We start from the raw sequence: 13,479 nt of genomic DNA, 5'->3' as shown, positions 1-13,479 counted from the left end.
TGTCGCTCCTCCTCGCAATGACGATCTAAATTAGTAATTCCCTGTAACGCCAATTTCTAAGCCTCTTAATTCGGCCAAACCTCTTAATCTGCCTATAGCTGAATAACCCGGATTGGTTACTTTGGCCAAATCATCCAACATTTGATGACCATGATCCGGGCGGAAAGGAATTGATTTATCACGTAATGCATTTTCTTCTGATAAGGCTTTCATGATTTCATACATGTTTACGTCACCACCTAAATGATCTGCTTCGTAAAAACTACCGTCTTCATCTTTTTTGACGTTACGTAAATGCGCAAAATAAACACGCTCTTTCACCGCATTAAAGATTTCTAAAGCATTATTCCCCATTCCGGCACCCAATGAGCCTGTACAGAAACAAACGCCGTTAAAAGCCTGGTCTACTTCTTTAATGATATAATTAAAATCTTCGAGTGTACTCGCAATCCTTGGCAAACCTAAAATAGCATAAGGAGGATCGTCAGGATGGATGGTCATCTTAATACCTTCTGTTGTACAAACCTCCGCGATAGATGACAGGAAAAACTTCAAATTTTCTTTTAAGCCCTGTGTTCCAATGGCTTTATATTCGTTAATACTGTTGCGCAAGGTCTCCAGTTCGATTTCTTTTTCATTCGGGATCCCCATTAACACATTAACACGAAGATCAGCTAAATCCTGTTCTGTTAAAGTCGAATATTTAGCTTCAGCTCTATCTAAAATAGATTTTGAATAATCTGCTTCTGCACCTTCACGCTTCAAAATATAGAGGTCAAAAATGGCCAGATCGATCCAGTTAAAATAAAGGGCTTTGGAACCGTCGGTCATTTCCAGGTCCAGTTGCGTACGCGTCCAGTCTAAAACCGGCATAAAATTGTAACATACGATCTTAATTCCGCAGGCCGACAGGTTACGCAAAGAGGTTTTATAATTTTCGATATACTTTCCGGCATCTGCCCTGCGCGTTTTTATCGCTTCGTGTACGGGAACACTTTCTACTACCGACCAGGTTAAACCGGCAGCCTCGATAATGGCTTTTCTTTCCTGAATATCAGTTAATGGCCAAACTTCCCCATGTGGTATATGATGCAGTGCGGTTACAATGCCTGTAGCGCCTGCCTGTTTAACATCTTGTAAGCTAACCGGATCGTTCGGACCATACCAACGCCAGGTTTGTTCTAATTTTTTATATTTCATTGTATATGATTACACAGATTTTAAGATTACACTGATTATATTGATCGCTAAACGCCTGAAAATGCTGTAAATCCCCCATCCACTTTAACATTCTCGCCATTTACAAATTTAGAGGCATCGCTGAGCAAATATACTAAAGCGCCAATTAATTCCTCCGGGGCTCCAAACCTTTTAAATGGTGTTTTAGAAATGATGGCCTGTCCCCTTGCAGTTAAAGAACCATCCTCGTTGGTTAACAATGCCCGGTTCTGGTTCGTAATAAAAAAACCAGGTACTATGGCATTCATTCTGATTTTATCCTGATAACGGTTAGCCAGTTCAACAGCCATCCATTTGGTATAACTATCAATAGCTGCTTTAGCAAGCGAATAACCCAATACACGGGTAAGTGCTTGGGTGGCCGAAACAGACGATATATTCACGATGCTCCCGCCGTTTTTGGCTATTTCTTTACCAAAAATCTGCGTTGGCATAATCGTGCCGAACAGGTTTAAATCGAAAGCCTGCTTTAAAGCCGGCACATTAAGATCGAAAACATCACTACCTGGCTGAATTACTGCCTCAGCCACATTGCCTCCGGCTGCATTCACCAGGGCATCTATGCGCCCAAATTCTTTAATGATGGTTACATTTGCATCGATTAAATTCTGCTCGTTCAGTACATCGGCAATAATATAAATGGCTTTACCACCCGCTTTAATTACATCTTCTGCCCTTTGTTTAGCGATTTCTTCGTTTCTTCCAATTACAACGATTGCAGCACCCGCGGCGCACAAACCGTTAATAAAAGCCTCACCCAAAACGCCTGTAGCACCGGTAACCACTACAACCTTGTTTTTTAGGGAAAACAGGCTTTCTACTTCTTTTACCATTTGTTTAGTTCTTTTTAAGTTTATTCTACTACTAAAGTTGTGATGGAGTGTGGTAAACTGCTTGTTGTTGCAGCCTCACCTTTAATCCATAAACTATATTTTAATTTGTCATCTGATTGATTCATCACCACTACAACCAATTTGCCGTCGGTATTTAAAAATGCTGTTGATTGTAATTTATCGCGACTCGATGCTGTTCCAACCCTCCTGGCTCCCGGACGGATAAATTTAGAAAAATGTCCCATGTAATAATAGGCATTGGTATAAATCAATTTATCATTCTTTGTATCGGCATGTACGGGAGCAAAACAGAAATTACCAACGTGGTTTGGTCCACCCTTTTCATCTAAAAGAATGTTCCAATCGGTCCAGGCAGCTGTTCCGGCATTAAAATCGTTAATCATCGAGTAACCGTAACGCTCGCCTAAAGTCCAGTCATCGAGTTTATTTACATCATATTTTTCTTTACATCCTTCGGTAAAAATCAGCGCTTTATCCGGGTAAGCTTCGTGTGTTTGTTTCACATTACCAAACTGCATTCCGCTGCCTGTCCAGGTTTCGTACCAGTGAAAACCGATACCCCAAACATATTTAGCCGCATCTTTATCATTTAAAATGGTGCTGGCCCTTTGGAAAATCTGATCGCGGTTATGGTCCCAGGCAATGAGTTTTTTTGATGCAAGACCTGATTTCTGTAAGGTTGGACCTAAAAAGTTTTTAATAAAATCGCGTTCTTCTTCGGCTGTGAATACACAAGATTCCCATTTCTGTTTGGCCATAGGCTCATTCTGAACGCTCAAACCCCAAACCGGAATGCCCATAGCCTCGTAGGTTTTGATAAATTTAACATAATGATTGGCCCAGCTTTGACGGTAAGCAGGCAATAAATGTCCGCCCTGGATTAAACTGTTGTTATCTTTCATCCATGCCGGTGGCGACCAGGGACTTACAAACAAAGGTAATTTACCTCCTGATGCAGCAATAGCCTGTTTAATCAAAGGAATTTTAAATTGCTCATCGTGTGCCACACTAAAAGTTTTAAGCGCCTGATCATTGTCCTGCACATAGGTATAACTTCCACTCGAAAAATCGCAACTGGCAATGTTGGTACGTGCCAACGTATAACCAATCCCTTTATCCTGATTATAATAGGCCGTTAAAAGTTCCTGTTGATTTTTTTTGGACAGCTTTGCAAATGTTTCTGCCGAAGCATCGGTTAAAGCACCTCCAATGCCCACCATGGTTTGGTATTTTACCGTTGGATCGACAAAAATACAGGGCTCTGTTTCAAAAGGTTGCTTATTCACCGCAAAACTTAATGTTTCGGTTTTACTGATGCGATATTCAGATTTCTCTGCCGTCGTGTAAACCGTTACCTTTTTGTTGGTCACAGTATAAGCTTGTACTGGCTTAACCCCTTTTTTATTCTGAGCAGCCACATTAAATGCCGTTGCCAAAATCAATAGGATGCTTAGATTCTGTTTCATGATTATATTATTTATTTTCTACCTCTGGTTGCCTGAATTATTTTAAACTTTTATTGATCTGATTGAGCAAATAGCCATTTAAATCAGAATCGTACTCCCAAAACATCACTCCACCCATGTTATTTTTCAATACATATTCGCATTTTGCCTTTACCGATCTTTCGTCATCGTAAGTCATATATTCACGGCTTGCTGCGTTATAGATATAAGAAGCTTTAGCATCTTTATCGTAATATTTCTTAAAGCCTTTCTGATTGATCAGGCTGTCTTTCAAAAATGTATATCCTTTTCCGTACCTGCTTTTTAAAACAGAATCGCCTAAACCATTTTTAGCGCTTTCTTTAAGGGTGAAAGAACGACTGTAAAAAGCAATTCCCATCACCAGCTTTTCGGCAGGAACACCGGCAGCGGCAAACTCTCGGAAGGTTTTGTCAGCATAATTTTCTGCCGGGTGGCTTTTCGAGTTATAAAGATTGGTATGATGTCCCGCGAAATCGCCATTATAGAAATCGTAGGTCATCAGGTTTACAAAATCCAGGTATTGCTGTACTTTATCCATCTCTGTATGGCGATTGAAATTGGTAAAACCACCAACAGCAATGGTCAACAGCTTTTTAGACTGATATTTCTTTTCCAAAGTATCCAGTTCTAAACGGAGTTCTTTCAGCATCAAAGTAAAATTCTGCTTATCCTCCGGTCTGAAAACATTACCTTCCTCACCCGCAATGCCAGGATATTCCCAATCAATATCTACCCCATCGAGCTTAAACTTTTCTATAATTTTAACAGCACTTTCGGCAAAAGCTTTACGTGAAGTATCGCTAAGTGCCGCATCCGAAAAGTTTTCACTCCAGGCCCATCCACCAATAGAAATCAGAATTTTAAGGTCAGGATTTTTAAGTTTAAGTTGATTTAACTGCCGAAAATTAACGGTATCAGTCGCTTCACGATGTAAAAAAGCACGGTTGTTTTTTACATCAACAAAGGCATAATTGATATGGGTAAGTTTCTCTGCAGCAATTTTCTGCACATCAACCAAACCCCTGTAACCGCCAACATAACCAATAACCACTTTCTTTTGGGCTGAATGGTCTGGCTGCATGCTTAACAGCAAACCACCGGCGAAGATTGCACCCACGAATAACTTTAATGTGCGCTTCATTTTAATTTTTACTTCTTAGCAAAGCTTCCAAATAATAATAATCGGCATAATTGATCGGCACATCAATTTCAGATTTCGCCGGACGATGCCCTGTACTGTGTTCTAAAATAAAGCCATAGTTTGCGCCAATTTTGCTGGTGTACTTTGTACTGAGTGAGTTTAAAATTTTATCGGCAGCAGCTTTATATTTTTTACCATTGCTGCTGTACTTCGCCAACTCGTAAAGTGCAGAAGCTGTAATTGATGCAGCAGATGCATCTCTGGATACTTCAGGCATCTTTGGATCATTATAATCCCAATATGGAATGCCGTCAGCAGGAGTAATTTTATTATTCAAGATAAAACCCGCAACACCATCAGCCTGAGCCAAATATGCTTTGTTTTTAGTTTCACGGTAACACATGGTATAACCGTAAAGTGCCCAGGCTTGTCCACGTGCCCATGCCGATTCATTCGCATAACCTTGTGCGGTTACTTTCTGGCGCACATTGCCTGTTAAAGTATCATAATCGATCACATGATAAGAACTGAAATCAGGTCGGAAATGATTTTTTATGGTGGTATTGGCATGTGTTACCGCTATTTTATAGAATGATGAATCGCCTGTTAATTTGGTGGTTTCGAATAACAGTTCAAGGTTCATCATGTTATCAATAATTACCGGATATTTCCACTTATCGCCATTGTGATCCCACGATTTTAACACCCCTGCTTTGGCATTAAATCTGGTAGACAACGATTTTGCCGCCTGAATAATTACGTCTTTATAAGCCGGATCCTTTGTCAGGCGGTATCCATTTCCAAATGGGCAATAAATCATAAAACCCAAATCGTGAGTTCCTTTGTTAAATTGTTCCTTTTTAATATCCTCAGTATATTTCTTAGCCAGATCGAGCCATTTTTTATCATTGGTATATTGATAAAAATACCATAGTTCTGCAGGAAAAAATCCACTGGTCCAGTCTTTCGAAACCACCATTTTAAACTGGCCGTTTTCTACAGTCCGTGGTGAAACCAGATTAGGCTTCACTTTTCTGGCCGAATCTACATTTTTAATCAATACTTCTGTTTGTTTCGCTGCTGATGCAAAAGCTTTTTTCACATCTGTTTTTTGTGCCTTTACCATACTGAAAGACAATACACTTAGCGCAGTTATTGTTATTTTTAAGTTCATATTATAACCAGATTAATGGGTTACGGATAGGTAAATTTCTAATTACTTCTTCTACTTGAGGCTGATGGTCTAATTTTGCCCAGGTTTGGTACCAATTGGCCTGATCATATTGTACTGCACCAAACAGCAAAAAAGGTTGCGCTACCGGCCAGTTATCCCAATACATTACATCGGGTTTTAAGGTCCACTTGTTTTTATCGGCGATAAATGGATATAAATAGTTCAGCCCTTTTTTTATGGATTTGCCATCAGTTGTTTCAAAAGTCCAGAGGTTATCTTTTGGTGTGGACAAGATCTGGCAAAGCATGGTCATCGCGTCAAGATTAAAGATCGAATAACCGTAAGATTTTGTTCTGGCCATTTCTAAAGGAAAACTGCCGTCAGTAGCCATCTGGTTTGGCAACAGAATGGTTTTAAAACTGGTACGCAGCGAATCGAGCATGTTTTCATCGTCACATAATCTGGCGAATGAAGCCACCTGCATGGCCCAACAAGTGGCGTGGTTATTTTTTACGGTTTTCTCTTGAATACCGGGTTTGCTGGTGTTTAACCATAAAGTATAATCGGCAAACCATTTTTTTACACCCTTTGCAGTTTCTTTATCAAATGCTTTGGCTTTTTCCATCACCAATGCGCCTTGAGCCACTTCCATTAAATGAATGGTATCGATAATACCATAATTACGGCCAGTAAATTTACCTTTTACGGCCTGTGCAAAAAGCAGATTCGGATTCATCAAGCTTTCCGCATTGATAAACCAGGCCTGAAAATGTTTAACAGCTTGTTTAACATACTTTTCGTCGCCGGTAATTTTATAGGCAGAGGCCAGTGCACCGATGATTTTACTAAAACGGACCATTGCTTTACGGTGGTCGAGGAAGTTATCCGGGTTGGTGAGTCCATCTCTGTTGATATAAGGGCCATCTGGGTTTTGCGGATCGGGCCAGAAATAATCGGCTTCGGAGAAGAAATCATGTTTCCCACCGGCACTTCTGGGCGAAGATGATGCCGTAACGGTAATGGGATTTTGTTGCATGGCCCAGGCTGCCCCGGCCAAAATCTGTTTTTTTAATAAAGCCGCTGCCTGTTTTTTTAAATCCGTTCCTTTCGGATCGGGTTTCAGGGAAGCAAATGCTGTCCCGGTAAAACAGAGCAGCACTAATAATGCATAGGGGATGAATTTTTTCATTGGTTATATATTTGGTCTGGATGTTATAATGTGCTAAAAACTGTTTTTAAACCTTCAGAAACAACGGATACAGCACTCTGACCCTTGTTTAATTTCACTTTAATAATGGCCCTGCCGTTATAGGCCTGTACTTTACGCGATCCTGATGAAGTACCTTGATTATCAATTAATTTACCATCACCAGTTAAACCAAAAGTTATCCAATTAATGGCATCTAAACATGGAACACCCTTCGCATCAAAAAGCTTTACTTCCATGGTGGCCACATCATCCTGCTGACTGATTTTTTTCAGTTCCATTTTAGCTGGCTTTGTCCATTTTTCGGTTTGATAAGTAAATTTAATTTCATCGGTTATGATCTGTTTCCCTTTTCTAGCTATTACCTTAATCGTGTTTTCGCCCTTTACAAAGGGAAGATTCCAGCGTAAACCCGCTGCAGGATAATCCTGACTATTGCGTTTTTTACTGCCAAAACTTTTGCCGTTAAGGAAAATTTCAGCATCCGTACAGTTAGAATAGACTTTAACCATTTTCTCTTCGCCTTCGTCGCCCCAACGGATTGGCCAGGTATGTCCGTAAATGTGTACCATCGGTTTTTCCGTCCAGTAAGACTGAAAAACATAATAAGCTTCTTTTTTGGTAAAATCTCTTTCTACCACCCCTTTCTGGTTCATGTATGGCACCGGATTATCGGGACGAACAGGGGTTGAAAAATCTTTGAATGGCCAGTAAGCCGTACCACTTAACCAGGGCATGGTTTCCTGCTCTTTTAAATGCCAGTCGATTAAGTTGGTGATGTACGATTCGCTCCAGTCGCCATCTTTAGAAATCCTTGCCGCACCACCGTATAACGAAGCATCACCTGCCCTTTCATCGGCACTGCCACCAGTTTTAATCTTACTTAAAGCTTTATCCGGGTTTTCTGAGTGACGTAGTGCGTGGCTATCACCACCCCATTCTACATGTAAAAAGCGTTTTACCTTCGCAAATTCATCTTCTGATGCTTTTTTGTAATCGGTATAAGCGCCACGGTACCAGCCTGCCCAAATAGAAGGAGAATATACATCTACAATATCGCTACAGAAATCGCAGCGGCGAATGGCAGTATAACGCGATTTATCCAGTTTATGCGAGAGATCGTTGAGCTCTTTCATGAAAGTCCTGATTTTTTCTTTATCAAATTCAGGGAAATCGCCCGGCCAGTCGTTTTCGTTACCCATCCCCCAGATGATAATGGCCGGATGATTAAAATGTTGCTCAACCATGTTGGTGAGCATTCTACGGGCCTGCTGTTTGTATACTTCGCCTCCTAAACCTCCGCGGCACCATGGAATTTCTTCCCACACCATAATCCCTAAACTATCGCAAAGGTTTAAAACAATGCGCGATTGCTGATAATGCCCTAAGCGGATAAAGTTAACCCCCATATCTTTCATCATCTGCATTTCCTCGCGGATCATGCCTTCGGTCATTGCTGCTGCTACGCCTGCATGGTCTTCATGACGGTGCGTTCCACGCAACAATAAACGTTTCCCATTGAGGTTAAAGGGTCCCTTTTCTATAAATTCGATATGCCGGAAACCAATTTTCTCTTCTCCCTTATAATTTCCTGCTGCAGAAATGACTTCGTATTGCAAACGATATTGCACAGGTTTCTCCGTCGACCATAATTGTGGTTTCTTGATTTCTAACGACCATAAATCAACATCAGCAGATAAATCGTTAAGTTTTTTCTCTGTTTTGCTCACGATTTTTCCGGCGGCATCAATCAATTTCAACTGAATAGTCGCTTCTTTAAGTCCGACAGGATTGTACAAACGTGCCTTGACAGACAATTTACCCAATTTACCCTGCGCATCTACCTCAGCTTTAGCAAACATTTTATCAACGGATAACGAAGGTGTATAAACCAAATTCAGGTAGCGGTAAATACCACCGTAAACATTAAAATCTGATAAATCGGAAGGGATCATTTCGAGATCTCTTGAATTATCCGTCCGTACTGAAACCGGAACTTTACCCTTAAACTGTTTTTGATAAACAGCTGTTTTTTGGAAAGCGGCAACAGCCTCGGTAATATCAACCGTCCATTCATCGTAACCACCCACATGCGCGCCTACCTTGGTCGTGTACACATAAACTTCTGTTTTTTGTCCCGCACCTTCGAAATGCAGGATTGTTCTGCCATTTTGATAAGGGTTTTCGATGTTAAGCTGGGTACGGTACCAGGCGGGGCCCTGATAATAATTTACATCAGGATCTACTGCATCTTCAGCGTTAACGCAATGCGGCAAACTCACTTTCTGCCACAGGGGTACAGCTTCCGGATTACCTACACCAACCGGGCGTACTGCCTCCCATATGCCTCCTAAATCCTGCTTTAAAAATTCCCAATTATTATTTAAGCGGACAGATTGCTGCGCAAACAATAACTGACTGTTAAACAATGAAATAAATAAGACTATATACCTAAATAACTTCAACATAAATTTTGAATATTAAACTTTTAAACGCAATTTTTTCTTCTCTAAAAAGTACACTATACCGATCACTAAAAATGCCATCAAAAACGACCTAAAAATCCCTCCAATACCCGAACTCATGAAATGCGGAAAGTGAAAATGGACCAAACTCAAAAGCGCGTACAACAAATAAGGAATGAGGTAACAGGTTAAGGTACTGGTACCGGCAGGTTTAATGAGCTTAAACCAATCTTTTTTCTGTTTAACATCTACCAGGTAGATCAGTAATTCGAAAACCAGAATGGTAATGCCCATGCATACAAATACCCAGGCTGGTGTGGCATAAATTTTAGAAATACCGCCTGCATACGGCCTGATGAACATACCAAAAGTGAAGGACAATAAGCCATAAAAACTAATCAAGATCCAGAAATCGAGGTATTTTTTAACCCCGATCAGTTTTTTATACATCGAAGTAATCAATGCACCACCTAACATCAACACAATTGATGAAGCATCGCCAATAATCCATAAATGATGTTTAAAAATGCCTAAATGGGTGGTGATGTTAATGGCTGCAAAGGCCACAAAAGCGAGCATGAGCAGCAACAAATTGCCTTTAGCAAAAAGATAAACGAATGCCGAAACGAGATAAGCCCAGCCAATGATACCCAAAATGCCCCACCAATGCGGTTTTAGGCCTTCAGGATGTGTTGCTGAACCACCTTTATACAGCAATGCCAGCACGATAAGGAGCAAAATACCTAAACCGATCAATCCGTTCTTTTTAACCTTCGAGAGATTTTCGGGATAATCCAGCCAGATTAAAAAGAAAGCCATGGTGATGAGAATGGTATAAACCGGATAAGGCAATAAAGCGGAATGGCGATCGTAATTTTCTAAGTTAACATGGAAAAAGCCCATTACAATTAAAGCCAGTGCTCTTAAGGCAATGTAAGCTGAAATAGAAAACAGCCCTGCGCCTTTATCTTTTCTGCTTTGGATGGCAAATGGCAATGAAAGGCCAACGATAAAAAGAAAAGCCGGAAAAATGAGATCTGAAAAACCCATTCCATCTACCGCTGCAGGCGTATGCTCAATCCATTGCGGAATATTTGAAACACCGGCAACATCGTTTACAAAGATCATCAGCAACATGGTGATGGCCCTTAAAACGTCGATTGATAAAATCCGGAGTGGCAGTTGGTTCATTTTATCTGATGGATTAGTAGATTTTTCTAAGTTGAACAGCGTTTAAAACAGCCTTTCCCTCAATGGCTTTAAATTCAATTAAAATACCCTTCCCATTCTGTACCGTAATTCTGGTTGTTTTCTTTACCGCTGTAGTATAACCGAAATTGGAAGCCAGATTTACTTTAGACATCAATAGTATTCCATTAACCGAAACATCAAAAATGCGTTGCTCTTCTATTTCTTTTTTATGGTTATTATCTAAGTTATAAGCTAAAGCTTCTTTGGTTTCGCCGCCTACGAGTTCGGCAAAATGCAGGGCCAACTCATATTCGCCATCTGGCACATCGAATTTAAACTGCTTAATGCCTACCTGCTGGGTCTGGTAAACCGGATCGTTATCGGTACCTAAAATATTCTTATCGCTGCCGTAAGTAATGCGGTTATTGGTTCCCTTGTAAGGTTCGCCGCCAATCCAACCCCAGGCACCTGTTTTGTAGGGCTGATCAGGCATCCAGAGCTGCTGTTCCTTTTCGTCGATATAAAAACGTTTCGACCCCAAAAGGATATTGATATTTTTAAAAGGAATATCGGCATCATTAAACTTGAATGGCTGTAACTGGAAATGAATATCAGCCTGATCATTTTGATCGCCAGCAACGACACGCAGCTGGTTTTTACCGTTAACAAAGGGCACCTGCCAGTCGATAATATGATCAACCGCCTCTTTTAAACCTAAACTTTTGCCGTTCAAAAAAAGTTCTGCCGATTTAAGGTTAGTGGCTACCTGAATGGGTTGTGTACTGGTTAAAGTGGCAGAATCAGCAATACCTGTTCTATCTTTCCATTGTGCTGAAGTAATTTTTATAAAAGGTTTTCCCAACAAATAAGCCTGATACAGGAAATAGGTATCTTTTGGCTCGCGGCCAATGGTTAAGAGCCCCTTGTTGTTGATGTGGGGCATGGTTTCCTCACGGGTTTCGGAATTGAAATCAGCTAAATTCCAGGCCTGGCCACCGGCTACAAATGGCCTGCTGCGCATGGCACTCAGGTAAACCTGGTTAAACTTAATGCCATACTCTACACTTTTATCGAAACGGATAGGCGAAAAAGAACGGATCCTTGGATCAGCATCGGCTCCAAACTCGGTAACCATGAAAGGTGTATGGGGTAATTCTTTATGGTGACGGTCTAAAAATTTAGCGAAATCTTCCGGTACACCAGAGTACCAGCCTGAATATAAATTCCAGCCAACAATCATCGGGATTTTAGTTAAACCAACTTTATTGTAGATATCCCAGGCACCATGGTTGACCAAAAGGGTGTATCTGGAGGGATCGAGTTTACGGGTTAAACTATCCAATTTTTGGGCTAGTTCGCGAACATGATCAAAATAGATTTGCTGACGGGGTTTATCGTTCGAAAACTTTAAACGCAATAAAATTTCGTTCATATAAGCCCAAATGATGATACTTGGGTGATTGAAATTTTGTTTAATCATTTCCGTCTGCATGTTCAAACAATTAGTGGTAAAAGCCTCAGATTCGGTAATGGTGTTTACCACCGGGATTTCTACCGAAGCCAGAATACCCAAACGATCACAGGCTTCTAAAATTTGTGGATCCTGCGGATAATGCGCTACCCTTAAAAAGTTACCGCCCATTGCCTTAAGCAATTCGATATCTTTAATCTGTAAGGCATCGGGAGTAGCATTACCCCTGTTTTCGTAATCCTGATGACGGCTTGCACCAATAATTTTTACCGGTTGATCATTTAAGAAAAAGCCCTTATCTGCATCGAACTTAAACCAGCGGAAACCTAATGGATTGGAGACCTGATCGATCACTGATTTGGTCTTAGGATCGATAATCTTAGTCACCAGCCGGTACAGATAAGGATTTTCAGGCGACCATAACTGAGGTTTCTGAATCGCTTTGATATCCTGAATGACCACCGTATTTCCGCCTTTGTTTACATTCGCCGTAGTATTTTGACTGGTTACCATTTTTCCATTTGCATCGAAAATGGTAGTCATCACCTGTACTTTTTGGCTGGTGGTGGCTGTATTATCAACTGAACTTTTTACCTGTACACTTGCGGTTGACGCTGAAACCTGCGGCGTGGTGATAAAAACACCTGAACTGCCATTTTCTTTCTGCGAAAAGTGCAGCGGATTGGTCATCAACAGGGTTACATTGCGATACAAACCACCAAAAAAGGTGAAATCGGCGGTGAGTGGTGGAATATCTTCGTTAAATCTGTTGTTTGCCCTAACTTCGATCACATCATCTTTAAAGTTCAAAAATGAAGAAATCGGGACGATAAAACGGGTATAACTGCCAATATGTTTGCCGGCAGATTTACCATTAACCAATACTTCTGCTTCCTGTGCTACGCTGTTAAACACCAGGAAAATAGCTTTACCTTTTGCGCTTTCATCGAGTTTGAGTTTACGTTTGTAAATTCCTAATCCGCGGTAATAACCTGGCACATCATCCAAAACATCTTTATCGTTCCAGGTATGTGGAATATTCACTTTTTCAACCGGTCCGTTTTCTTTGTTAAATTCCCATTGATCGTTTAAACTGATGGTTTTCCGGCCTGCATCCTGGGCATAAGTGCTTAGACCGGTAATTGCGGCAATAAGTAATAATAAAAGTGATTTCGATCGTAGGGATGATTTCTTCATGTTATATCTTCGTAATTATTTTTGCCACAGAGGCATGGAAAACTTTGTTTTCA

Annotated in this window: 9 protein-coding genes; all 9 read right to left on the bottom strand. The window is 40.7% G+C overall.

All coding sequences use genetic code 11. The features are described from left to right. Positions 1-30: 30 nt before the first annotated feature. Complete coding sequence (locus CA265_07225) at positions 31-1,200, bottom strand: mannonate dehydratase (protein ARS39453.1); 1,170 nt, start codon at positions 1,198-1,200, stop codon at positions 31-33. A gap of 47 nt (positions 1,201-1,247) precedes the next feature. Then, positions 1,248-2,072, bottom strand: a complete 825-nt coding sequence (locus CA265_07220) for a D-mannonate oxidoreductase (protein ID ARS39452.1) — start codon at positions 2,070-2,072, stop codon at positions 1,248-1,250. A 20-nt stretch (positions 2,073-2,092) separates the two neighbouring features. Further along, positions 2,093-3,559, bottom strand: coding sequence for a glycosyl hydrolase (locus CA265_07215; protein ARS39451.1), 1,467 nt, complete (start codon positions 3,557-3,559; stop codon positions 2,093-2,095). Positions 3,560-3,596: 37 nt separating this feature from the next. After that, positions 3,597-4,661, bottom strand: a complete 1,065-nt coding sequence (locus tag CA265_07210; protein ID ARS42913.1) for a chitinase — start codon at positions 4,659-4,661, stop codon at positions 3,597-3,599. Between the two features lie 61 nt (positions 4,662-4,722). Next, positions 4,723-5,895: a glucuronyl hydrolase gene (locus CA265_07205; GenBank protein ARS39450.1), complete on the bottom strand. Its 1,173-nt coding sequence runs from the start codon at positions 5,893-5,895 to the stop codon at positions 4,723-4,725. Between the two features lies 1 nt (position 5,896). After that, the gene (locus tag CA265_07200; GenBank protein ARS39449.1) at positions 5,897-7,084 is read right to left on the bottom strand and encodes an alginate lyase; all 1,188 of its coding nucleotides are present in this window, start codon (positions 7,082-7,084) and stop codon (positions 5,897-5,899) included. Between the two features lie 23 nt (positions 7,085-7,107). Further along, positions 7,108-9,570 (bottom strand): glycoside hydrolase family 2, encoded by a 2,463-nt coding sequence (locus CA265_07195; protein ID ARS39448.1) that lies wholly within the window; start codon positions 9,568-9,570, stop codon positions 7,108-7,110. Between the two features lie 12 nt (positions 9,571-9,582). After that, a complete protein-coding gene (locus CA265_07190) occupies positions 9,583-10,758 on the bottom strand; it encodes a DUF5009 domain-containing protein (GenBank protein ID ARS39447.1) in 1,176 nt (391 codons plus the stop codon). A gap of 13 nt (positions 10,759-10,771) precedes the next feature. After that, complete coding sequence (locus tag CA265_07185; protein ARS39446.1) at positions 10,772-13,426, bottom strand: hypothetical protein; 2,655 nt, start codon at positions 13,424-13,426, stop codon at positions 10,772-10,774. Positions 13,427-13,479: the final 53 nt, after the last annotated feature.

Source organism: Sphingobacteriaceae bacterium GW460-11-11-14-LB5 (genome assembly GCA_002151545.1).
Taxonomy (GTDB): domain Bacteria; phylum Bacteroidota; class Bacteroidia; order Sphingobacteriales; family Sphingobacteriaceae; genus Pedobacter.
Note: the sequence above shows the minus strand (reverse complement) of the source record. Positions and strands in the feature narration are given on the sequence as shown.

Excerpts from the sequence above, each read along its gene's own strand:
- CA265_07220 (ARS39452.1), bottom strand. The coding sequence starts at position 2,072 with ATGGTAAAAGAAGTAGAAAGCCTGTTTTCCCTAAAAAACAAGGTTGTA.
- CA265_07205 (ARS39450.1), bottom strand. The coding sequence starts at position 5,895 with ATGAACTTAAAAATAACAATAACTGCGCTAAGTGTATTGTCTTTCAGT.
- CA265_07195 (ARS39448.1), bottom strand. The coding sequence starts at position 9,570 with ATGTTGAAGTTATTTAGGTATATAGTCTTATTTATTTCATTGTTTAAC.
- CA265_07190 (ARS39447.1), bottom strand. The coding sequence starts at position 10,758 with ATGAACCAACTGCCACTCCGGATTTTATCAATCGACGTTTTAAGGGCC.
- CA265_07185 (ARS39446.1), bottom strand. The coding sequence starts at position 13,426 with ATGAAGAAATCATCCCTACGATCGAAATCACTTTTATTATTACTTATT.
- CA265_07210 (ARS42913.1), bottom strand. The coding sequence starts at position 4,661 with ATGCAGCCAGACCATTCAGCCCAAAAGAAAGTGGTTATTGGTTATGTT.
- CA265_07215 (ARS39451.1), bottom strand. The coding sequence starts at position 3,559 with ATGAAACAGAATCTAAGCATCCTATTGATTTTGGCAACGGCATTTAAT.
- CA265_07225 (ARS39453.1), bottom strand. The coding sequence starts at position 1,200 with ATGAAATATAAAAAATTAGAACAAACCTGGCGTTGGTATGGTCCGAAC.
- CA265_07200 (ARS39449.1), bottom strand. The coding sequence starts at position 7,084 with ATGAAAAAATTCATCCCCTATGCATTATTAGTGCTGCTCTGTTTTACC.